Origin of the sequence: Sphingomonas phyllosphaerae FA2 (assembly GCF_000427645.1) — a bacterium.
GTDB lineage: Bacteria > Pseudomonadota > Alphaproteobacteria > Sphingomonadales > Sphingomonadaceae > Sphingomonas > Sphingomonas phyllosphaerae.
In genome coordinates this window covers 1681417-1704053 of the sequence record NZ_KE386571.1, presented here as the reverse complement: position 1 = coordinate 1704053, position 22637 = coordinate 1681417, and the positions used below count along the sequence as shown (strand labels likewise).

The 22637-nt window shown below is 64.3% G+C and carries 20 protein-coding genes, 1 pseudogene and 1 riboswitch; of the genes and pseudogenes, 11 read left to right on the top strand and 10 right to left on the bottom strand.

Annotated elements, in window-relative coordinates:
* Positions 1-10: 10 nt before the first annotated feature.
* The 5 genes and pseudogenes from SPHPH_RS0108395 (at position 11) to pnuC (ending at position 5464) form a co-directional block, all read left to right on the top strand.
* On the top strand, positions 11-727 hold the full coding sequence (locus tag SPHPH_RS0108395; RefSeq protein WP_028966308.1) for an IS6 family transposase: 717 nt from the start codon (positions 11-13) through the stop codon (positions 725-727).
* Between the two features lie 219 nt (positions 728-946).
* Positions 947-1152: pseudogene (locus tag SPHPH_RS21095) on the top strand (IS6 family transposase); the annotation flags it as partial.
* 153 nt (positions 1153-1305) lie between these two features.
* Positions 1306-1415, top strand: a riboswitch (TPP riboswitch).
* 97 nt (positions 1416-1512) lie between these two features.
* Positions 1513-3753 (top strand): TonB-dependent receptor, encoded by a 2241-nt coding sequence (locus SPHPH_RS0108385; RefSeq protein WP_051273259.1) that lies wholly within the window; start codon positions 1513-1515, stop codon positions 3751-3753.
* Positions 3754-3812: 59 nt separating this feature from the next.
* The gene (locus SPHPH_RS0108380) at positions 3813-4910 is read left to right on the top strand and encodes a phosphotransferase enzyme family protein (protein ID WP_238302969.1); all 1098 of its coding nucleotides are present in this window, start codon (positions 3813-3815) and stop codon (positions 4908-4910) included.
* Entirely contained in the window at positions 4910-5464 is a 555-nt protein-coding gene (pnuC, locus tag SPHPH_RS0108375; RefSeq protein WP_028966304.1) for a nicotinamide riboside transporter PnuC, read from the top strand. The genes SPHPH_RS0108380 and pnuC overlap by 1 nt, the downstream gene beginning before the upstream one ends.
* Positions 5465-5706: 242 nt before the next feature.
* On the opposite strand, the gene SPHPH_RS19215 is transcribed toward pnuC, so the two are convergent.
* The gene (locus tag SPHPH_RS19215; RefSeq protein ID WP_081668567.1) at positions 5707-6495 is read right to left on the bottom strand and encodes a class I SAM-dependent methyltransferase; all 789 of its coding nucleotides are present in this window, start codon (positions 6493-6495) and stop codon (positions 5707-5709) included.
* A 243-nt stretch (positions 6496-6738) separates the two neighbouring features.
* Between SPHPH_RS19215 and SPHPH_RS0108365 the strand changes: the two genes are divergently transcribed.
* Together SPHPH_RS0108365 and SPHPH_RS0108360 are read left to right on the top strand one after the other, a co-directional pair.
* A complete protein-coding gene (locus tag SPHPH_RS0108365) occupies positions 6739-7539 on the top strand; it encodes a transglutaminase family protein (protein ID WP_028966303.1) in 801 nt (266 codons plus the stop codon).
* A gap of 176 nt (positions 7540-7715) precedes the next feature.
* Entirely contained in the window at positions 7716-9605 is a 1890-nt protein-coding gene (locus SPHPH_RS0108360) for a gamma-glutamyltransferase family protein (protein WP_028966302.1), read from the top strand.
* 61 nt (positions 9606-9666) lie between these two features.
* Here SPHPH_RS0108360 and SPHPH_RS19210 read toward each other — a convergent pair whose 3' ends face one another.
* Entirely contained in the window at positions 9667-10806 is a 1140-nt protein-coding gene (locus SPHPH_RS19210) for a serine hydrolase domain-containing protein (RefSeq protein WP_238302967.1), read from the bottom strand.
* 329 nt (positions 10807-11135) lie between these two features.
* Here SPHPH_RS19210 and SPHPH_RS0108350 point away from each other — a divergent pair, with 329 nt between their 5' ends.
* Positions 11136-11783, top strand: coding sequence for a glutathione S-transferase (locus SPHPH_RS0108350; RefSeq protein ID WP_028966301.1), 648 nt, complete (start codon positions 11136-11138; stop codon positions 11781-11783).
* Between the two features lie 291 nt (positions 11784-12074).
* Here SPHPH_RS0108350 and SPHPH_RS0108345 read toward each other — a convergent pair whose 3' ends face one another.
* The 3 genes from SPHPH_RS0108345 to SPHPH_RS0108335 are packed head-to-tail and all read right to left on the bottom strand — an operon-like array spanning position 12075 to position 14355.
* A complete protein-coding gene (locus SPHPH_RS0108345) occupies positions 12075-13202 on the bottom strand; it encodes an NADH:flavin oxidoreductase/NADH oxidase (RefSeq protein ID WP_081668566.1) in 1128 nt (375 codons plus the stop codon).
* Complete coding sequence (locus SPHPH_RS0108340) at positions 13202-13657, bottom strand: VOC family protein (protein ID WP_037488301.1); 456 nt, start codon at positions 13655-13657, stop codon at positions 13202-13204. Before SPHPH_RS0108340 ends, SPHPH_RS0108345 begins: the two co-directional genes overlap by 1 nt.
* A 2-nt stretch (positions 13658-13659) precedes the next feature.
* Positions 13660-14355, bottom strand: coding sequence for a type 1 glutamine amidotransferase domain-containing protein (locus SPHPH_RS0108335; RefSeq protein WP_028966298.1), 696 nt, complete (start codon positions 14353-14355; stop codon positions 13660-13662).
* On the opposite strand from SPHPH_RS0108335, the gene SPHPH_RS21535 reads away from it, so the two are divergent.
* Positions 14345-14560, top strand: coding sequence for a hypothetical protein (locus tag SPHPH_RS21535; protein ID WP_238302965.1), 216 nt, complete (start codon positions 14345-14347; stop codon positions 14558-14560). The genes SPHPH_RS0108335 and SPHPH_RS21535 overlap by 11 nt on opposite strands.
* A 14-nt stretch (positions 14561-14574) precedes the next feature.
* Entirely contained in the window at positions 14575-15438 is an 864-nt protein-coding gene (locus SPHPH_RS0108330; RefSeq protein ID WP_238302963.1) for a LysR family transcriptional regulator, read from the top strand.
* A 160-nt stretch (positions 15439-15598) separates the two neighbouring features.
* Here SPHPH_RS0108330 and SPHPH_RS0108325 read toward each other — a convergent pair whose 3' ends face one another.
* Positions 15599-15991, bottom strand: coding sequence for a winged helix-turn-helix transcriptional regulator (locus SPHPH_RS0108325; RefSeq protein WP_051272910.1), 393 nt, complete (start codon positions 15989-15991; stop codon positions 15599-15601).
* A gap of 91 nt (positions 15992-16082) precedes the next feature.
* Here SPHPH_RS0108325 and SPHPH_RS0108320 point away from each other — a divergent pair, with 91 nt between their 5' ends.
* Positions 16083-16817: an SDR family NAD(P)-dependent oxidoreductase gene (locus SPHPH_RS0108320; RefSeq protein ID WP_028966295.1), complete on the top strand. Its 735-nt coding sequence runs from the start codon at positions 16083-16085 to the stop codon at positions 16815-16817.
* A gap of 262 nt (positions 16818-17079) precedes the next feature.
* Here SPHPH_RS0108320 and SPHPH_RS0108315 read toward each other — a convergent pair whose 3' ends face one another.
* The 4 genes from SPHPH_RS0108315 to SPHPH_RS0108300 all read right to left on the bottom strand — a co-directional run bounded on the left by SPHPH_RS0108315 (position 17080) and on the right by SPHPH_RS0108300 (position 22607).
* Complete coding sequence (locus tag SPHPH_RS0108315) at positions 17080-18165, bottom strand: catalase family protein (protein WP_028966294.1); 1086 nt, start codon at positions 18163-18165, stop codon at positions 17080-17082.
* Positions 18166-18176: 11 nt separating this feature from the next.
* Positions 18177-20207, bottom strand: a complete 2031-nt coding sequence (locus SPHPH_RS0108310) for an alpha/beta fold hydrolase (RefSeq protein WP_028966293.1) — start codon at positions 20205-20207, stop codon at positions 18177-18179.
* Positions 20208-20377: 170 nt separating this feature from the next.
* Positions 20378-21460, bottom strand: coding sequence for a catalase family protein (locus tag SPHPH_RS0108305; RefSeq protein ID WP_028966292.1), 1083 nt, complete (start codon positions 21458-21460; stop codon positions 20378-20380).
* A gap of 55 nt (positions 21461-21515) precedes the next feature.
* A complete protein-coding gene (locus SPHPH_RS0108300; protein WP_028966291.1) occupies positions 21516-22607 on the bottom strand; it encodes an alpha/beta hydrolase in 1092 nt (363 codons plus the stop codon).
* Between the last annotated feature and the right edge of the window lie 30 nt (positions 22608-22637).

Here is a 22637-nt window from a genome sequence, read left to right as displayed (position 1 = left end):
GGGCGGGGGCATGTCCCGCCCGCGCAAGCCAGTCTCGCCGTTCCGCTACTTCAACTCCTCGCCGGAGGTGATCCGGCTGGTAGTGCTGATGTACGTGCGCTTCCCGCTGAGCCTGCGGAATGTAGAGGATCTGCTGTTCGAGCGCGGGGTCGACATCTGCCATGAGACGGTGCGGTTGTGGTGGAACAGGTTTGGTCCGCTGTTTGCCGGTGACATCCGCCGTCAGCGGGTAAGCCGGATGCGCGGTTTTCGTCACTGGCGCTGGCATCTGGATGAGATGTACGTGAAGCTGAATGGAGAGATGGTCTACCTCTGGCGCGCGGTCGATCATGAAGGCGAGGTGCTGGAAAGCTACGTCACCCGCACCCGCGACAAGGCTGCCGCACTCGCGTTCATGAAGAAGGCGCTGAAGCGCCACGGCTCACCCGAGGCGATTACCACCGATGGTCTGCGCAGCTACCGTGCCGCCATGAACGAGCTCGGCAATGCCGAGAAGCAGGAGGTGGGCCGCTGGGCGAACAATCGGGTGGAGAACAGCCATCTGCCATTCCGACGACGGGAGCGAGCGATGTTGCGGTTCCGGCAGATGAAGACGCTGCAGAAGTTCGCATCCGTCCACGCCAACGTCCACAACCACTTCAGCCTGGAACGCCACCTCATCGACCGACAGACTTACCGGGAAAGACGCTCCGCCGCGCTGGCGGAGTGGCAGGCGCTTGTCAGCTGAACACCGCCGTCAAAGACCGAATTGCATCGTGTAGAGAGCGGTTCGCTTTAGACTGACAGCACCGTTGGATGGCCATCGAAGCTGAGGATTGATGGAGGCTCGGTGCGACGCAGACCGTCCGTTCGCGTGGACAGTTGGCATCGCGGGGGGCTAGATAATTAGAGGGCTTCGTCAAACCAAATGCACCTGGTGGTAAGGAGGCAGGGTAGTGGCGTCCCCATGCCCCGCCGGCGGAAACCTGCTTGGCCGTTCCGCTACTTTACTCCTTGCCGGAGCTGATCCGGCTGGTGATGCTGACGTACATGCGCTTCCCGCTGTCATCGCGGAATGTGGAAGACCCGCTGTTCGAGCGCGGAATTGATATCTGCCATGAGACGGTAAGGCTCTGGTGGAACAGGTTCGGCCCGTTGTTCGCCGGTGACGTCTGGTGTGCATTCGAGCGGCGCTGCAGGGCAATCGCGAACCGATGAATGAGTGTCCGGAGTTGGGAAGCGCAGGAAGAGGGCTGAGCGTCCATAAGTGGGTCGTTCTCACTAGTTACGATAACCGCTTGCACAGACAACATAAGCGCCTAGACGACGTCATCCCCGGGGGGCCGCTGACGCGCGGCTGAGATGTGGGCAGCAGCCCGTGACCCGCTGAACCTGATCCGGGTCATACCGGCGTAGGGAGGGTCGCGGCTCCGTCGTCCCTCCGTGTGGAGTGGGCCCGAGACGATGCCGGCTATGATTTCGCGTCCTCCCATGATGATCCGGTGCAGCACCGCGGCGCTGGCGGCGGGCTTTATGGCTTGGCCCGCTGCCGCCCCGGCGCAACAGGCCACCGGGCTCGCAAATGATATTCGCGTCGTCGGCCACCGCGATCCCGAAGGCCTGCTGCCCGACCAGACCGAGCCGAAGGCGGTCAGTGCGATCTCCTCCGAGTTCATCGTCAAACAGGCCCCGACGCTCAACGCGTTCCAACTCGTCAACCTGCTGCCCGGTGCGAACGTCGCCTCCAGCGACCCCTATGGCCTGTCGACGAGTTCGAGCCTGACGCTACGGGGATTGGGGCAGGACCAGATCGGCGTGCTGCTGGAGGGCGCACCGCAGAACGACATCGGTTATTACTATGCCTATCCGTCGCAGTTCGCCGATCCCGGCAACGTGCGACAGATCGCGCTGGCGCCGGGATCGGTCGATCTCGATTCGCCGACGGTCACCGGGGCGGGCGGGCTGTTGTCGCTGACGCTCGACGATCCGAAGGCGACGCGGCGGGCGCTGGTCGATCTGTCGCTCGGGTCCTATGCGTTGCGCCGCGTGTTCGCCCGGGTCGACACGGGAACGATCGGCACGACGGGGCTGAAGGCGTTCCTGTCCTATTCGAACACCCGCGCCGATAATTGGCGCGGGGCCGGCTACGACACCCGCCAGCATGTCGACGCCAAGCTGCTGCGCGAATGGGGGGACGGCAACCGCGCCAGCCTGGCGCTGTCCTACAACGACGCCAATTCGGCGAGCTATCCCAGCCCGACACTGGCCGAGTGGCAGGCCCAGGGCCGCGCGTTCAACTATGATGCGCAATACTCCGCCGGGAACACCAATTACTGGCAGCTCTATCGGGCGCCGTTCCGCAACCTCTACGCCTCCGCGCCGGTGCATATCATGCTGACTGACCGGCTGACGCTCGACACCACCACCTATCTTCAGTTCGGCTATGGCAATTCGCCCTATGGCTCGCAGCTCGCCACCACCGGCAACTTCCTGGGCAACGAGGAACTGACGCAGCCGATCGCCCTGCCCGGCGCGGTCGATGGGGTCGCGACGGTCTTGGGCAACTACACCGGCGACCAGATGCGCACGGGCAATGTCAGCAAGCTGACGGTGCAGGCGGGCATTCACCGGATCACCGCCGGGCTGTGGTTCGATTATGGCACCGACCGCGTTACGCAGACCTACACCGCGGTCGATGGCGACGGCCGACCGGCGGACCGGTGGGGATATCGCAGCAAGGCGATCCGCACCGCCGATGGCCGCCTGCTCGCCTATGAGAACCAGCGCACCGTGACCGTGACGAAGGCCGTCTTCCTCGCCGACCGGATCGCGCTGGGTCCGCGCCTGACGATCGATGTCGGCATCAAGGGCGTCGGGCTGCTGCGCAACGGCCGCAACTACCTGCCCGGGCCGCAGAGCCGCGTCCGCCGCGACAGCGTCATCCCCCTGCCACGCGCCGCGGTCCATTATGCGCTGGACGACCGCCAGCAGATCTTCGCCAACATCACGACCAATTTCCGGACGCCTAACGAGTTCACGCTGTACGACAGCTATGTCGGCGGGGTCGTGGCGACCCGCGGCACCGATGCGCTGAAAAACGAATATTCGGTGTCGCAGGAACTGGGCTATCGCTACATCGGCCCCAATCTGTCGGGATCGATCACCGGCTTCCACTACACGTTCCGCAACCGCCAGCTGGCGACCGTGGTCGATGCCGGCGGCGCGCAGGTCAACTCGACGCTGAACGTGGGTGGGCAGACCTCCTACGGGGTCGATGCCGAGATCGACTATCGCCCGGCCCATGGCGTCAGCGTCTATATCTCGGGCGAGTATCTGCGCGCGCGGATCGACGACGATCTGCCGGTCGGCGCAGATTTTTTGCCGACGCGGGGCAAGCGTGCGGTGTCGAGCCCGGTGGTGCAGATCGGTGGGGGTGGCACGTACGATGACGGCCGCCTGTTCGGCAGCATCGCCGGCAAATATGTCGGGCGCCAATATGCGACGTTCATGAACGACGAGAGCATCAAGGGTTACGCGACGCTGGACGTCGCCATCGGCCTGCACATGGCGGACTGGTTCGGCGGCAAGCGCACCGACCTGCGCGTCAACGCGATCAACGTGACCGACCCGCATGTCCTGGCGGGCGTCCAGGCGGTCAGCACCAATGCAGGCGATGTCATCGGCCGACGCGGTACGGTCGTCGCCGGCTATGCGCCGGCTTATTATGTCGGCAGCGGCGCCGCGGTCGTTGCGACCGTGTCGCGCGGCTTCTGATCATGGGTGGGGCGGACAACGCGACGACCGGTCACCGCGTGCATGGCATGGGCCTCGCCATGGCGGCACCGACCTGGCCCGCGATCACGGAAGGCGAGGCGGCGGCCGTGCTGGCCCGCTTTCCGGCCGCCACCCCGATCGCGGCGCCGCGCTGGCATTCACCGCGCCCGTTCTCGGCCGCGACGCTGATCGACACGACGGACGGTGCGCTGATCCTGAAGCGGCACGATCGCCGGGTCCGCACGGTCGCGGGACTGGCGGAGGAACATCGCTTCATCGCCCATCTCGCCGGGGCGGGGACTCCGGTTTCCGACGTCATGCGAACCGCCGATGGGGCCAGCGCGGTCGCGGTGGGCGAATGGACCTATGAACTCCATCGCCAGGGGCCGGGGGACGATGCTTATCGCGACCGGCCGTCATGGACGCCGTTCCAGTCCCACGCTCATGCCCATGCCGCCGGCGTCGCGCTGGCGCGACTGCATCATGCATCATCCGGCTTCGATGCGCCGGTCCGCGTCCCGCAGCCGCTCGTCGCCAGCCTCGGGATCCTGTCCGCGACCGCTCCGCTGATCGCGGCCGAAGCCTATGTCGAGGCGAGGCCGGCTCTGGCCGCATTTCTGGCGGGGCGGCCGTGGCGGCGCCGGCTGTCGTCGCTTTTCGCCGCATTGGGCGATGGCCTGGCGCAGCGCATCGCCGATCGGCAGCCGCTATGGACGCATAACGACTGGCATCCTTCCAATCTCCTCTGGTCCGCGGATGGCATGGTCGCGACCGTGTTCGACTTCGGCCTGGCCGATCGCACCTGCGCCGTGCATGATCTGGTGATCGCGATCGAGCGGACCGCGGTAGCATGGCTGGAACTCGGGCAGGGGCGGGACGATACCATCGCGGACCCCGGAGCCGCGCGGTCGCTGATCGCCGGCTATGCGACGATCCGCCCGCTGGACCGGGATGAGATCGACACGGTCATCAGGCTGCTGCCGCTGGTGCATGTCGAATTCGCCTTGTCCGAAATCGACTATTTCGCCGGGATCGTTGGTGATCTCGACGCGGCATCGCTGGCTTGGGAGGGGTATCTCCTCGGCCACGCAGACTGGTTCCTCTCGGCGTCGGGGCAGGCTTTCCTCTCTCACCTTCGCGTCGATCGCCGCGTTTGATGTCGCCACTAGAGATCGCCGCGGTCGCAACCAGCTTTCTGGCGATCTGGCTGACGGCGCGGCGCAACCTGCTGTGCTGGCCGCTGAACCTCATCGCCTGTGCATTGTACTTCAAGCTGTTTCTTGATGTGCGCCTCTATGCGGACATGGTGCTGCAGGCGTTGTTCGGGATCGGCATCCTCTATGGCTGGATCGTCTGGCGCCGCGACCGGCACGATACCGGCGAGGTGGTCGTGATGCCGCTGCGGCGTTTGTGGGCCTTGGCTGGCTTGACCGCTGGCCTGCTTGGTGGGCTTGCGATCGGGTGGTTCACCAGTCGCCATACCAACGCGGCGCTACCATGGTTGGACGCGATGCTCAGCAGCTTCAGCCTTGTCGCGCAATATTGGACGGCCCGCCGTCACCGCGAGAGCTGGCTGCTCTGGATCGCGGTAGACGTCGTGTATGTCGGGATGTTCGTTCTGAAGGGACTGATCCTGACTGCGGGCCTCTATGCGGTGATGATCGGCCTAGCCGTAATGGGCTACCGGGAGTGGCAGCAGATACGACGTTAGCTGTCGAACGGTTGCTGTTAAAAGCCGCTCATCCGCTGTGATGCAGGTTACGACATCCACAGCAGACGCGCTGGATGCAAAAAGTGGTCATAACCCGGAGATGAACGAACGGCCGAAGTTAGGCAGCGGAAAAGGGGGCGCGAACGTCTGGTTGTGGGTCGTCGCGGCCGCAAGTCTGCCGGACAGGTCGCGCTGCATACTCTCCTAGTTCAGCTCGCTTCCAGCGCCTCAACGCGGACTTTTCAGCGAGCGACCGGTTGGGCGCGAGCCGCGACTAAGAAGGCGAGGTCCCAAACGATCACACCACCCGCAGCGCGATGCTCTTCCTCTATCCGCTCCGCCAGCGTGTCCGGGTCGATCTGCTCCACGGTCGCAATACCTCGCTCGACTATTCGCGGCAGCATCGCCTGCGTGAGTGTTGGCAGGAAGGAGGGCTGGTTGGGATTGATCAGGATGGCCTCGCCGCGCGCCTCCTCAACCGAAAGCCCCAATTGCTGCATCAGTTCGGCGAGCCGTAGCGCTAACCCCACATCCCCTCCTTCTGCTGCAACTGTGCTCCAGTTCCAGTCATAAAGCTGGCGGTGCAACGCGAGGTGCCCAAGTCCTGCGGGAAGGGCGGTGCGTGCATGTTCCTGAAATGCCAAAACGGCATTCGGATTGGCCATCGTCGCTAGCCGCTCCAGTGCCTTGGCGGCATCGGGTAGGTACATCAGAACGCGACGGCCGACGATCGCGTCAAAACGGCCGAGATCGGGCAAGTCACCCGAAAGATCGACCGCGCGATATTGGATGTGCGCGACACCCAAGTCCGTGTCGGTCGCTTGCGCTACCGCCAGCGCCTGTTCGCTCCGGTCGATCGCCACGACTTCGCCGCTTGGCCCGGCAAGCCCGGCCACAAACCGACTGAGGTCACCATTGCCGCAACCGACATCGAGTACCCGCGCACCGGGAGTTATGCCGATGTCGCCGAAGAAGCGGGCGCTGGGAGCATTGGCCGGGTTGGGAGGGGAGCGCAGAGGTGAGTGAGACATTGTCTTATGATACAGATGGTTGCACGCGTGCCTAGTGCAGCTGTCCAGCGAGTTCGGACAATCGCGGACAAGACGCGGGTCGGCAGACCTATCTCTTGATGCGATGAACGAGTGTCCGACGTTGGTGAACAGAAAAGGGAGCTTGAACGTCCGGCAGTGGGTCGGTGTCCGTGTGGCTGACCGATAGCAGCTGGAAGCCTGCCCCCCTTTGCGCAAACTAAAGCGAACACCATCTTGGAAGGCATGGATAATCTCGAAGACCTGGGTCTGGTAGACGATGACGACATCGTCCTGGACGAAGCCGCGCTCGCGCTGGCGCTACTCGATCACGACAAGATCGACATTGGCCCATATGAGGACGTGCTTTCTGACATTGCATCGCGGCTCGACGGGGTAGGTGCCGGTGTTGTCGATCCTTCGGAGCGTGCTGGCTGCCTCGCACAGGTCCTTGCCGAGGAGTTCGGCTTTTCAGGTGACGCGGAGACGTACGACGATCCTGACAATGCCGACTTGATCCGCGTTATCGACCGTCTGCGCGGTCTGCCGATCAGCCTGTCGATCCTGTACGTTGCCGCGGCTCGACGCATCGGCTGGGCTGCCGAGATACTTAACGTGCCAGGACATGTGCTAGTCATGGTCGGGCATGAGGCTAAACCTGTCATCATCGATCCCTTCCGCGGGGGCGCTGTCGTTGGTGTCGAACAGATCACCGCGTTGCTGGCCTCGGCAAAAGGCGGCGCCTCGGCCGCAGTGCGGCACGTAGCGACCATGGAGAACCGGGCGATTCTTGTTCGGCTGCTGCTCAATCAGGCAACCCGGGCAGAGAAAGCTGGCAAAGGTCGGCGGGCACTGGTGCTTTACAGCCGGATGACGTCGATTGCGCCCAACTATCCCCATCCCTGGTGGGAGCGTGCCCGACTGGAACTCATCGACAATGACGTAACCGCCGCTCGCGCCAGCCTTACCGCGATGCTCGAAATCACGCGTGAGCCAGATTTACGAGAACGAGTGACCGGCATGCTGAATGCGCTTGTCGCAGGATAGAGGCCTACCAGTTTCGTTGCCATTCGAGTGCGATTCTCAGCTGGCGGGCGACGATCAAGCGCAAACGGGGCAAAGCCGGTACGCTGAACGAACGGCAGACCCGAAACGCGTTGATGCGCCTTGTACTTGTCCGGGACCTTGGTGAGGATGCGCATCAAAACCGCGGAGTAGCCATCATGCGTCGTCGAACTTTTCTTGCCGCCGTGCCGGGGGCGGCGCTTTTGCCAGGTTCGGTTATCGCGGAACCACAGCAGGGTAGAACGCGTGTATCCGGTGGGCAGGGCGCGCCCGGCCCGGGGCAGGGCGGCGCACCGCAGCCGGCGACGGCTGACCATCCGAAACGCTGGGCGGCCGGGGCCGATCGCTTTGTGCGGCCCGACGTCACCGCCGGCGACCGGCCGGTCGGCGCGAGCTTCGCGTCGCGGACGGCGGCCTATGGCCTCAACGGGGCGGCGGGGACCGCGCATCCGCTGGCGACGCAGGCCGGTATCGACATCTTGCGGCGGGGCGGGTCGGCGGTGGATGCAGCGATCGCGATAAACGCCTGCCTGGGTTTCCTCGAGCCCACCTCCAGCGGCATCGGCGGAGATGCCTATGCGATGATCTGGGATCCGAAGACGCGCAAGGTCGTCGGGCTGGCGGGATCGGGCGCATCGCCGCGAAGCCTCAGCCTGGAAACGGTGCGGTCGCGCGCCCGCGCGGGCGCGCTGCCCCCGCTGGGCGCGGTCACCGTATCGGTGCCCGGTGCGGTCGATGCGTGGTGGACCATGCATCAACGCTATGGCCGACTCCCCTGGGCGGAGTTGTTCGAACCGGCGATCACCCATGCCGAGGCGGGAGCGCCCGTGCCCGACATCATCGCCTATTATATCCGGCGCAGCATGACCGCGTTCCGCCGGCCGGGCAACGGCATCGAGGAGACGGCGAACGCGCTGCGGACCTATGGCCTTGCCGACGGCAAGGGACCGGCAACGGGGCAGGTGTTTCGAAATCCCGACCTCGCGCGCACCTATCGCGCCATTGCGAAAGGCGGACGCGATGCCTTCTACGCCGGCGACATCGCGCGCGTCATCGATCGTTACTTCAAGCGTATCGGAGGCTGGCTTCGGTACGAGGATCTTGCCGCGCATCGCTCCGAATGGGTCGAACCGCACCGAACGGGCTATCGCGGCGTGGATGTGCACGCGCTTGGCGCGAACACGCAGGGCATCGCTACGCTGCAAATGCTCAACATCCTCGAGACCTTCGATCTGGGCGATGCCGGCTTCCAGTCGCCATTTTCGATTCATCTGCAGGCGGAGGCGAAGCGGCTCGCTTACGAAGACCGCGCGCGCTTCTACGCCGACCCGCATTTCAGCAAGGTGCCGGTCGAATGGCTGATCTCGAAGGAATATGCGCAGGCACGGGCGAAACTGATCCGGCCCGGGCGTATCCTCGATCCCGTCTATCCGGGGCAGGCACCGAGCCACGGCGACACCACCTATTTCAGCTGTGCCGACAAGGACGGCATGATGGTGTCGATGATCCAGTCGAACTTCCGCGGCATGGGGTCTGGACTGGTTGCCGACGGATTGGGCTTCATGTTCCAGGATCGTGGGCAACTGTTCAGCTTGAAGGATGGCCATCCCAATATCTATGCGCCCGGCAAGCGACCGTTCCAGACGATCATTCCCGGCTTCGCCACACGCGGGGGCGATCCGTGGATGAGCTTCGGCGTGATGGGCGGGGATATGCAACCGCAGGGGCAGACGCAGATCATCGTCAACCGTGTCGACTATGGTCTTGAAATCCAGTCTGCGGGCGATGCGCCGCGCTGGCACCATGAGGGCTCGTCGCAATCGATGGGAGAGGACGCGGCCGGACTGGGCCCACGTGGCCTGCTGCGGCTGGAGACTGGCGTGCCGATGGCGACGCGGCAGCGGCTTGTCGACATCGGCTGGACGATCGGCGAGCCCGATGGCGGCTTCGGCCGCTACGAATGCGTGGAGCATCGCATGGACGGCGCGACCCGCGTCTATGCCGCGGCGAGCGAAATGCGCGCCGACGGCTGTGCGCTGGCCTATTGAGGAGACGCTGCGCAAGTGGTGTTCACGAAGCGGTAACACGCCAGGCGAGGGGCGCGTGGCGCTAGGGCAGCGCTGCGGCGACATCGGCGGCAAAGCGCGCGATGTCGAAACGGGCTGCGCCAGGATCCTCGCCGCGTCTCACGATCACCAGACGTTGCGCAGGGATAACCATCACATATTGCCCGCGATTACCCTGTGCGGCAAAAGTGCCCACCGGCAGCCCCTGTCGGGGGCCGAACAGCCACATCGTCGCGCCATAACCGGGGCCGCTCGGCGGCTGGGGGCCGCTCGGCGTCGTCATGGTGCCTAACCAGCCCGCCGGCAGCAGGCGCTGGCCCGTCCAGACGCCGTCCTGGGACCAGAATAATCCAAGCCGCGCGAGGTCGCGGGCGGTCGACCACACTTGGCTGGAGAGGACATAATTGCCGTGCCAATCCGTCTCCGCGACCGTATGCGCCATGCCGAGCTCGCCGAACAACTTGTTCGGCCACGTGCGATACCGGTCCTCGCCAATCCGCTGCCGTGTGGCATAGACTGCGAGAAGGATGTCGTTGTTCGCATAGCGAAAGCGTGTGCCGGGCTGGGCCTCCAGAGGCCAGGACACCGCTTGCTCATCTACGGCCGTGCCGCCGAAATAGATCGCGTCGGTGCGGTTGCCCGCGGTGTCGCTATGAAGGCCTGACGCCATACGCAGAAGGTTGTCGAGCGTGATCGATTGTCGCGGGTCACCGGCGCTCCACTGCGGCACAACGGCTGGCCCTTGGAGCGCCCCGGCATCGACAAGGCCTATCAGCGTTCCGGCGATCGACTTGCCGACCGACCAGGTCCTGTTCGAAACGTACGGCCCAAAGCCGCTGCCATAGCGTTCTGCAACGATTTTGCCGTCCTTCACGACGATCACGCCGACCGTCTTCGTGCCAGCGCCATAGCCACCGGCGAACGCTTTGCCGACGGCTCCGGTCAGCAGCGCGGAAGGGCGCGCCGCGATGCCGGCATCGCCCTGCGGCCATGGGCGGGGATCCGCCTTCGCGATCGGTGGCGGTGCTGCCGACGCCTTGCCCGCCGGCGCCTTGCTGCCGATCGGCAGCGTCACGCAGCCACGGCCATCGCGCCAGATCGCGTATCGCGGTTGCAGCGCGGGGTCGAAGGCGACGGCAACGGACCCATGCGCGCGGTCGATCTGCGCGGTGAGCGTCGGCACGATCTTGTCATATTCGGGATAGATGCCGGTCAGTTCGTCGGCATCGATCTGCGCCGGGGTCCGACCGGCGTTGAAGAGGCCCGAGCAATAGAGTGCGGCCTTCTAGCCGGCCGCCACCGCGCGTGGGTAGGTGCCGGCCGAAGGCTGGGCGACGATCTGGGCGTTCGCGGGACCTGCCAGGAGCAGGGCGAGGACGACTAACTTTGATATCCGCATCGTCGCATCATTCCATTACCCCCCGGCTACGACAATCCACTTATCTGGAGCGCGCCGTTCAGCGTCCCCCTGTCGAGGGAATTTCTGTGGCAAGGAATAGGCAGTATGCCAGGATGATGGCCGCCCATATTCTGTACAGCTTTCGTCGTTGTCCGTTCGCGATGAGGGCGCGATTGGCACTGGGCATCGGTGGTGTGCGCCATGAGCTTCGGGAGGTCAGGCTTTCCGACAAGCCTGCGGAACTGCTCGCCGCGTCGCCCAAGGGCACAGTGCCGGTGCTTGTGACGGCAGAAGGTGTCGTGCTCGACGAGAGCCTCGCGATCATGCGTTGGGCGCTGCGTATTCGGGACCCGGAAGATTGGCTCGCTCGTGACGATCCCGCGCTGATCGCAGCCAATGACGAAGTGTTCAAGCACCACCTCGACCGATACAAATATTCTGATCGCTATGGCTCGGACCCAACCCGGCATCGTGATCTCGGCTTCGAGTTTCTACAAGATCTGGAGATGCGGATCGGGGTTGGCGGTCAACTCGGCGGCACAAAGGCGGGTCTGACGGATGCCGCCATCATGCCTTTCGTAAGGCAGTTCGCCGGGGTCGATCGAGCGTGGTTCGACGACTTGTTTTTGCCACGGCTGAAGCCATGGCTCGCCGATCATCTCGCTTCCAATCTCTTCGGAGGGATCATGCACAAGGTTTCGCCCTGGTCTCCGGACGGGCCGCCGATCGTCATCGAAGAGCTGACAAATGCGGATCGATGATGTGATGCTAGCTGAGCAAACAGCGGCCAGGCTGCAATTAACGTGCGTCCGCTTTCAGGAGGGAGCCGCACGCCGTTGAATGGCCGACGTTGGGTCTCGGCCACCTCAGCGGCCTGCTGGTGAGCATCCGTACGGACGATACCCCACTTAGACCGGAAGAGGTAATCCCTGGCACCTAGCGGTCGTTCGATATAGTGTTGACCGCCCCACAAAGTTACGGCGCGCTCCCTCACTCCGCATCCGTCCACTCGACGAATTCAAGCGGAGTGAGAGAGCCTTGGTGGTAAGCGATCAGCAGCGTGGTGTTGACTTGGCCAGATCCATTTCCTTTAGAATACGCCCGGCCTCATGCGGCTCGGACCGCAGATATTGTGGTGGTGCATCCACCGATGCGCCGAGAGCAGCAGCCGCATGCCAAGGCCAGCGCGGGTCCCACAGCACGCCGCGCGCAATCGCGATCGCGTCCGCATCGCCATCCTGAAGGATAGCCTCAGCCTGATGCGGGTCGGTGATGAGACCGACCGCTATGACCGGCATCGACACGGCCTGCTTCACCACCTTCGCGAGCGGCACCTGGTAGGATGGACCGACCAGAATTTTCTGGCGAGGGTCAAGTCCCCCGCTGGACACATGGATCGCGGCACATCCGCGGGCTTCGAGTTCTGCCGCAAAGATCGCGGTCTCGTCCACCGTCCAGCCGCCTTCGACCCAGTCCGTGCCCGAGACGCGAACCGTCACCGGCTTGTCGGCCGGGAAGGCCGCGCGCACGGCATCGAACACTTCGAGCGGGAAGCGCATCCGATTGGCAAGATCGCCGCCATATTCATCCTCGCGCGTGTTGGAGAGGGGCGAGAGGAATTCGTGCAGGAGATAGCCATGTGCGGCATGGATCTGGATCGAGTCCAGACCGATCCGGGCGGCGCGCCGTGCCGCATCGGCAAAGGCATCGCGGATACGCGCAAGGCCATCGCGATCGAGCGCGCGCGGTGGATGCTCGTCTGGTTCGAACGGCAGGGCGCTCGGCGCAAGGGTCTGCCAGCCATGTTCGGCATCGGGCGCGATCTGAGCGCCTCCATGCCAGGGCTTTGCCGTACTCGCCTTGCGTCCGGCATGGGCGAGCTGGATCATCAACGGCATGTCGGACCAACGGCGCACGCCATCGACGACGCGCTGCATCGCCGCTTCGGTGGCATCATCCCACAATCCGACATCGCCATAGGTGATGCGCCCCTCGGTCGTAACCGCCGTCGCCTCGATCGTCAGAGCGGCCGCGCCCGACATGGCCAGCTGACCAAGATGGATCAGGTGCCAGTCGGTCATCGCACCGTCTTCGGCCGAATACTGGCACATGGGCGCAATCACGATGCGGTTGCTCAGCGACAGGCCGCCCACGTCCAGGGGTTCGAAAAGCTTGGCCATTACCATTCTCCTACGTTGGGCATCGAAGCCCATGGTTCGGCAGGAGCCTTGTGTTCGCCCTGCTGGAGCAGTTCGATCGAGATACCTTCGGGCGAGCGGACGAACGCCATATGTCCGTCACGCGGCGGGCGATTGATCGTCACCCCGCCGGCCTGCAGCCTTGCGCAGGTCTCGTAAATGTCCTCGACGCGGTAGGCGAGGTGGCCGAAGTTGCGGCCACCCGTGTAGGTCTCGGCCGGGCTGCCATCCTCGGGCGGCCAGTTATAGGTCAATTCGACCTCCGCCTGGCCGGGCTTGCCCTCGCCGCGATGATCCTCGTCAGCCGCGAGGAAGATAAGGGTGAAGCGCCCCTGCTCGTTTTCGATCCGCCGGGTTTCCTTGAGGCCCAGCAGCTCGAAGAAGCGAATCGTCGCCTGCGGGTCGGCAACCCGCAGCATGGTGTGGAGATAGCGCATGATCAGGCCCGCTTTGCCGTGAGGGCTTCCATGACCAGCTCCGCGGTGCGCGTAGCCGAAGCGGGGTTCTGTCCGGTCACCAGATTGCCGTCGCGCAGAGCGAAGGGCTGGAAATCGGGGCCGCCCTCATGATGCGCGCCCAGCTCCTTCATGCGGGTTTCGAGCAGGAACGGCACGGCCTGATCGAGGCCCACTGCGCGTTCCTCGCTGTCGGTGAAGGCGGAAACCCGGCGTCCCGCCACGAACGGCGTGCCATCGGGCTTCTTCGCGGAAACAAGTCCGGCGGGACCGTGGCAGACGGCGGCCACGATCTTGCCTTCGCGGTCGAACCGCTCGACCAGTCGCGCAAGGTCTTCGTTGCCGGGATAGTCGAACATCGTACCGTGCCCGCCGGGCAGGAACACCGCGTCGTAACCCGAAATGTCGATGCCGGTGAAAACGGGCGTGTCGGCGACCTCCGCCTTCAGCGCCTCATCCTTCAGATAGCGCTCGACCGATGCATCATTCTCGCCATCGGCGTTGACGCTGCGCTGGTCGACCGGGATCGCGCCGCCCTTGATCGAGGCCAAGGTCACGTCGGCGCCCGCATCGCGGAAGGCGTAGTAGGGTGTGGTCAGTTCTTCGAGCCAGACGCCAGTCGGCTCGGTGCCGGGCGTCATGCGGTCGGCTGACGTGGCGATCATAAGAATGCGTGTCATCGGCTTGGCTCCTTTGCGTGCCGGATCGTGGAGGCGGGCGAGTGACGATGCCGTCGCGGCGATGGCCGGCACCAAAGCCCGTCAGGATCGAGCATCGATCATGCGTCTGTTCGATCCGTCGATGCTGGATCAGATAGGCGTCACCGCTCATCATGAAACCCAACGGGAATGGCCGTCATCCATAAATCAGTTTATGGAAACATAATGTCTCTTCCACAGATGCGCACCTTCATCGAAGTCTATCGCCGTCGGTCATTGAGCGACGCAGCGCGCGCGCTCGGCATCACGCAGCCTGCGGCGTCCCAGCACATCGCCTCGCTCGAGGCGCAACTCGGCCATCCGCTTTTCGATCGCCATTCGCGCGGCGTCCGTCCCACGGCGATCGCGGACGATTTCGCCGCTTCAATTGGTGGCAGCCTCGACCGGGCCGAAGCCGCATTGGCATCGGCACGGGCGCGGTCGGTTCAAATGTCCGGGACGGTGCATATTGCCGCGCCATCCGACCTTCTCGGCGAAATGATCACGCCAAGACTGGGGCCGCTTCTCAACGCCGGGCTGGATCTGCGCCTGCATATTGGTGGGCGCGAAGCCCTTTATGCCATGCTGCTTGATGACAAGGTGCACCTCTGCATCACGGCATCCCGGCCCGCGGATGCACGGCTTGCCTATCAGGAGATCGGCTCGGAAGACCTGCGAGCTGTGGCCGCGCCCGTCGTAGCCGAGCAAATGGCGCGCATGCCGCTCAGTGAAGCGCTTAATACGGTGCCTTATCTTGCCTATGACCTCGACCGGCCATTGGTACGCAACTGGCTGGAGGCGAACCAGATCGAGGTAGCGCGGCTTCCGGCCCTGACCGCACCGGATTTGCGCGTCCTGCGCTCTGGCCTATGCGCGGGATTGGGCTGGACGGTTCTACCCGGCTATCTCACCAGGGCCGAACGTACGGCCTGCACCCTTGTCGAAACTGCAGCGCCTATCCGCGTGCCGACCAACGCATACTATCTTGTCTGGGCCAAATCCTCCTTGCGCCACCCCCGCGTTGCCTTGGCGCGCGATGCGCTGATCGGAGCATTGAGGGCGTGAGCGGTCTGGCTGACTGATCCCGGTGCGCTCGGTACACAGAGACGAACGATTGGCCAGCTCTTGGAAGCGGAAAGAGGGATGCGAACGGCCGACTTCGGGCCAGGCTGATCCAGAAGCGATGGGTGCGATGCTCGTCGAGTCAGGCCCAACGGCCTGCCAGTCAATCGCGCTCACGCCCCCAGCCGTCACGCTCAGCGAATAGCTTCTGCATTACGACCATATTGTCGGTGCCCCACTGGCATAACGGCTCGAGCGCGCGGGCGAGACTCTGGCCGAGTTCGGTCAGCGTGTAGTCGACCCGCGGAGGCACTTCCTTGTAGTCGTTCCTGCGCAGGACGCCGTCCGCCTCAAGTTCCTTGAGTTGCTGGATCAGCACCTTGTCACTGACGTCGCGGATGGCGCGCTTTAATTCCCCATAGCGGGTGGGCCCACGTAGCAAAAAGTACAGGATAAGCGGCTTCCACTTTCCCGATATGACCTTGAGCGTGGCGTCTAGCCCGCAGGTGAAGGCAGGCGCGATGGGCGCGATAACGGCATCGTCGACCAGTGGCATTTCAGACATTATAGGTACTTACTAAAAGGTGCATACTTGTCCTTAGGTAGGCTGCAAGCCAACTGCGTGCAACCAATGAATGGAGGCACTTATGGCCAGACTGAATGGGAAGATCGCTGTTATTACCGGGGGTGGCACGGGGATTGGCTTGGCGTCAGCGAAGCGGTTCATCGCCGAAGGGGCGTTCGTGTACCTGTTCGGACGTAGGGCGGAGAAGCTGGAAGCTGCAGTGGCGGCGCTCGGCGGCAATGCGCGGGCGGTTCCGGGATCGGTTGCCGATGCTGGCGATCTTGACCGGCTGTACGACACGGTGAAGCAGGAGCAGGGCAAGCTCGACATCTTGTTCGCCAATGCCGGCACGGGGGCATTGGCGCCCTTGTCCGAGATCACGTCCGCCCATGTCGATGCGACGTTCGACGTCAATGTGAAGGGAACGATCTTCACGGTTCAAAAAGGTCTGAAACTGATGGAGGCCGGCGGTTCGGTCATCCTTACCGGCTCGACCACGGGCGTCATGGGGACGCCGGCATTCAGCGTCTATAGCGCCTCCAAGGCGGCGGTCCGCAATCTGGCACGCAGTTGGGCGCAGGATCTGCGGGGCACGGGTATCCGGGTCAACGTCTTGTCACCAGGCCCGACCTTGACCGAGCTTGCCGCCGAGGTCGTTGGCCGTGATGCCATGATCGAAATGGGGGCGACGACGCCAATCGGACATGTCGGCGAGCCGTCAGAAGTCGCGGCCGCTGCTGCATTCCTGGCATCATCGGACAGCAGCTTCATGACGGGCAGCGAGCTGTTTACCGACGGTGGCCTAGCGCAGATTTGACAAGGTGCTCCAGCCGGCTTGAGGTCGGCTGGAACCATCAAATTACCTCGTGCCGCACCGATCGCAGCCGCGACCTTCCGATCACCGCGCTATGCGATGACGATGCTGGAAGGTCGACATGAACGAATGGCAAAAGTTCGGAAGCGGGGAATGGATCGTAGATGTCTGCTTCTGGGTCTTCACGCATTCTCTGCCTGAACGCCGTGTTTGCCTTCCAGCTTCATGATTGGCCTCTCACTATGATCGGCACTGGCGTTCCAGCTTAGGCTGGAATGTCTCGGATGTCGGCAGTGTTCGCGGCGGTGATGCCGTTTTCGCGGTGGCGAAAATTGCTGAGTGCCTGGTAGACTTGCATGCGCGCGCGCATCACGCCGCCAAGGGGGCGATGGGCCTCCAGGCTATGGGCCGGACGGAACGTCATCACCTCGTCAAAGTAGTGGACGCGGTTGGAACCATAGGCTGACTGTCGCGGCAGCCGGATCGTGGCGATGGTGCGATACGGGCTCTCACTCGTCGGCCAGTCAACGGAGGTGTCCTCGATGGGCTGCGTCTCGGTATCGGTCCAAAGCTGCGCCCGCAACTCGAACACCGCATCCTTGCCCTCGAAGTAATCGACCGCGGCATGGCGGAAGCCATCCTCATCTTGATGCGGATCGAGCTGCCAATCGGCGAGCGCCCGTTGCCCGGCGGCCACAGGAAAGGCCCCGATCTTGGCCACGTGGTCGCCGAAGCGAACCGGGCACTGGCTGAAATATTCTTCGACCAGCGGGTGGCTGAAGGGATGGCCATAGAAGTCCAGCGTCGGACTTGGACCCGCACCAACCGCGTTCAGCACCTTATTAATGTTGCGGGCGACAGAGGCGGCCGCACTCTTCACGCCCTCGGGCATGGGAACCGCCAAGCCTATCTTCTTGGCTTGCGAGAGAAAGCCCGCAGCGGTGCCCGCCGGGAAGGTCGTACCGCTGGCGAGGACGAAGTCCTGCGTCGGCGCGTTATGGCCAGGCAATTTCGCGCCCTCGACGCCGAACACCTTGATCGACATGCCGCGATGCGTCGAGACGCGATCGCCGAGCTTTTCACCGGGTCCTTGCGCGAAGCGGACGGCGACGTCGAACGTGCCCGGCTCCGCGAAGAGGCCTTGGGCGAGTTCGGACGGCAACCCAGGCGCGACGATGAGCTTGCCGATCACGCAAGCCGTGCTCTTGGCATGGCTCGCCCGTACCGCGTGCCCGTCACGCTTCTCGACCGTCTGGCTTTCCTGGGTCATGCCTTGGATGATGCCGTCGATGCTTTTCTGTTCGTCGGGCTCTCGTATTTCGATGTCGGGCGAATAGCGCAGATAGGTCATGGGATGTCCGATCACTTGGCGGGCGCGAAGGAGAACATTTGGGTCTTAATCGACGGCGGTGCGCCGGGCGTGAACCAATTGGTGTCCTGGATATGGCTGGCGGTGACGTACATCGTCCCGTCGCGCCCTTCGGAGAAGGTGTCGGGCCAGCGCAGCCGCCGGTCGGTGAGCACCGTCTCGACGGTCGCGCCGTTCAGCCGCTTGATCGCATAGTCGGTCGGCGAGGTGAGATAGAGCACGCCCGCCTTGCTCATCCACAGGCCATCGGCGACGTGGGTCTGCGCGACCGTCCTGACCGCTGCCGCTCGGTCGGCCTCGCTGACCTCCGATCGCAGCTTGGCGGTGTCGATCGCGTACAGTGTCTTGCCGGTCAGCGCCTGATAATAGAGCGTCTTGCCGTCCTTGGAGATGGCGATGCCATCGGCGGCGAAGGCGGGTTGGCGGCCATCGGGGCGGACGAGCGGCTTGCCGTCGAGCGTGACCTTCACCGTCTTGTCGATCTGGGTGGAGGCGTGCCCGTCGAGCGCGCGGTGGCTCTTGCCGCTCTCCAGGTCGACAACGATGATCGCGCCGCGCGTGCCGCTGTCGGTGATGTAGCCGGTCTTGCCGTCGGGCGAGAAGCGGATGTCGTTGAGGTAGGTGCCCTGCAACGCCACGTCGCCGGGGACCAGGATCGTCTTCGTCACCGTGTTCGATGCCAGATCGATGCGGACGAGCTTGGGTGCCCCTTCGAGGATTTTCTCGTTGCCGGGCGCGCCAGGATCGAGGACCCAGAGATTACCGTGGCCGTCGGGCACGATCGACTGCACGCAGACGAAATAGTCGCCGACCGGCAGTTCGTTGGCGCGGGCGTTGCGCCAGCTGTTCCACTTGGCGTCGGGATAGGGACGCAAGCTGCCGTCCTTCATCACCTCGGCAACCGAGATGGGCGCGTCGTCGGTCCAGCGGGGGAAATTGACGAAGCGCCGGCCATCCTCAGTTACGGCGATGCCGGTAACCTGATGATCAAACTGCGCCACTTGGGTCAGCTGCGAGCTGCGCCCTTGCGCGTGGGCAACGCCGGCTGCAGCAGCGGCGACCAGGCCGATGGCGGCGATCCCGGCGGCATAGGGGGCGGCTTTCTTCATGGTCAGGCTCCTGTCGATTGTATCGGTGAGCGCGGCAGGGTCGCCGGCGAAGAGGTTAAGGAGGTGGCGCACCACCGCTTGCGGGTTCTCCCGCTGCGGAAAATGGCCGACCCCGGTCATGGTGATGCGCGCGAACGGCCCGGCGAATTTCGCTTGCACGTCCTTCGCGGTCGAGGGCGGGTTCACGCCGTCGGCATCGCCGTGGATGTAGAGCGTTGGCAGCGACAACGTATTGGTCGCCTTGACCTTGTCCTCCAGCCAGACGCTTCGTGGATCAGGCTCCGCTTCGCCCCAGCGCGCGCGATAGCTGTGGAGCGTCACGTCGGCCCAGTCGGGATTGTCGAACGACCGGGCGACACGGTCGAACGTGGCCTCGTCGAACCATCCCGGTGGCGACCAGTTGACCCAATGCAGATGGGTGAACCCGCGCCGGTCTGCACGTACCGCCTCCGCCCCGCGCGCGGTCGCCATGAACCAGTGATACCATTGCCGCTGGGTCTGCTCGAATGGTGGCGTCGGCATGCCGCCGAGCCGGGGCGGGGTCGACAGCATCGCCATCCGCTCCACCCGATCGGGCCACCCGACGGCCAAGGCCTCGGCGGTGTTTGATCCCCAGTCGTGTCCGGCGACCATGAAGCGGTCGATGCCGAGTGCGTCGAGCAGCGCGATCATGTCGATCGCGAGTATCGCACTGTTGCCGGTTCGCAGGGCGTCGTCGTTGTGGAAGCGCGTGGCACCGAACCCACGCAACTTCGGGACGATGACGCGGAACCCTTCCGCGGCCAGCGCGGGTGCCACCTGATCCCATGTCGACGCGTCATCCGGCCAGCCGTGGATGAGGAGCAACGGCTGCCCCTGCTCCGCGCCGTAAAGCGACACCTCCAAGTTCAGGTCGCCAGTGGTAATCATCGGCATTCGTCAGCCTCCTGGCGGTCCAATCTTTTGCGTGCGGGGGTGAACCCTGCGGCTTCATCAATGCTTTGGATGCACCGACAGGACCACGGTCAGAACGGCCAGCGCCCCGTTAATCTCCGCGCCGACCTGCCAACGTTCAGCGTCTTAGGATTGCACGCCACCTTCGCCCGTCAGGCACGACCGCCAGCAGGCTCGTGGTAGGGGCAGCCGTTCACGCGAACCCGAAAATCGGCGGAGTGTCGGTAGGTCTCGTTGCGGGCCCGGTTGATGTTCCCGAGCGGCCGGTGTGCGGCGAGCCCGGTCCAGATCGAGAAGCGCATCTCCTCGTTGATCTGCTGGAACTTGTCCTCGCTCAGGCTGTCCTGCTTGGCCGCTCGAATGGTCGCCACGGCCTGGAAGGGCGCCTCGTCCTGCTTCCACTCGACGGTCGGATCTTCGACCGGTTGCTGCTGGAGGTCGCGACAGAGTTGGACCCGCACCTCCCATTCCATCTCAAGCACCTGTGCCTCTGTCCGGATGACGTCGCGCAGCGCATCGGGGCGGGTGCTGGCATCGATCGTCGTGCCGGTCTGATCGGTGAGATCCTTCGACACCGGGAAGACAGCGAATTTGGCGATATAGTCACCATAGCGGAACGGCGTGACGCTGAAGTAGGTCTCGCCGAGCGGATCGGAGTTGGGTGCGCCGCCGAGCGTCTGCACCTTTGGGCTCTCGATACCGACTGCGCTCAGCACGGTGTTCACGCCGCGCAGCACTTTCGACATTGCCTCCTTGGTACCCTCGAGCTTGTCGGTGGTGCCGGCCAGGAGCTTGAGGTTGCCCAGGAACTGGTCGGCGGTTTTGTTCTGGAAGACCGGACCGTTGACCATGACGAAGTCCTGCGTCCGTCCGTCGGCACCGGGCAGGCGTTCGCCTTCGACGTCCATGACCTTCAGCGCCAAACCGCGCGGCAGGCTGATGGTGTCGGGCAGGATGTCGCCCGCGTTGGTCGAGAAGCGCATGACGACCTTGTGCTCGCCCGGGGTGGCGAACAGGCCTTGGACCAGCTCGGGGGGAAGTCCGTCATTGACGGTCAGCACCCCCTCAAGGAAGCCGTGCGCCTTGGCATGGACCGAACGGACCGCGTGACCGTGATCCTCCGCTGTCGTCTTGAGGATCTTGTCGAACGTCTCATTGAGCTTCGTGATCGTCTCGGCTTCGTCGGGTTTCACATCCTCCACGTCGGGAGTATAAAGGACGGGGGTCTGGGTCATGGTCGTTGGTCCTCTCCGGCAAGGAGGCGGCGGCTAGACGCCGCCGCCGTCACGCTCAGCGGCGGCCCGCAGGCGCCTCGAACGCTGTTTTCAGTCGTGCGACAGCGAGATCATTCGCCTGCTTCGCGCCGTTCACGACCTTGGCCATGCCGAAGAACTCATGGGTCACGCCCGGGAAGGTCTTCTGCTCGACCTTGTCACCGGCCGCCCGCATCGCGGCCGCGAGCGTCTCGCCATCCGAGCGCAGCGGATCGATCTGCGCGTTGATGATCGTCGTCGGCGGCAGACCACGCAGGTTGGCGGCGACCAAATTAAGACGCGGATCCTGCGCATCGGCCTTGCTCGCCTGATAGTAGTAGCCGAACCACGGCAGCATCGCGGTGTTCAGCGGCTTCGCGTTCGCCGAATCCTTCCGCGAGGGCAGCGTCATGCTGCTGTTCGCGATCGGATAGACCGAGACGATGTGTCGCGGCAGCGTCAGTCGGTTGTCGCGCGCGTAGATCGCGGTCGCGACCGCAAGGTTGCCGCCGGCGCTCTCGCCGACCGTGGCGATCTGTGCGGGATCGCCGCCCCAGCTCGCCGCATTTTGCAGCGTCCAGCGATAGGCAGCGGCCGCATCGTCATGCTGTGCCGGGAACTTGAACTCGGGTGCGTGACGATACTCGACCGAGACGACGATCGCGTTGAGCGCCTTGGCCATGGCACGCGGCGCGGCATCGTAGGTATCGACGTCGGCGATAACCCAGCCGCCGCCGTGATAATAGACGATGACCGGCATCGGCTTGCCACCGGCTGGCGCACGGGCCGGCTTGTAGATGCGCGCGAATTGCTTGGGGTCGCTGCCGTAAGGCAGGTCCCGCGTCGTGACCGACGGATCAGGCGCGGTCGACATACCTTTCTTCTGCATCGCCGCCTTGGCTCCGTCCGCAGCCGAGGGCTGCATACGGGCTTCCGCAGGCGTGAGCGTCTCGATCGGCTTGCCGCCGAGCGACGCGAGCGCGTCCAGGACCGACTGCATGTCGGGTGCGGCCTTCGGGGGCTGCACTGATGTCGCAGGAGGCGGTGGCGGAGGAGGTGCAGTGATCGAGCGGGCTGACTGGGCCAGAGCCGGAACGCCCGCGATCGCGGTCGACGCGGCGATCAGCATGGAGATGGTTCTGCGCAAATATTCCTCCTG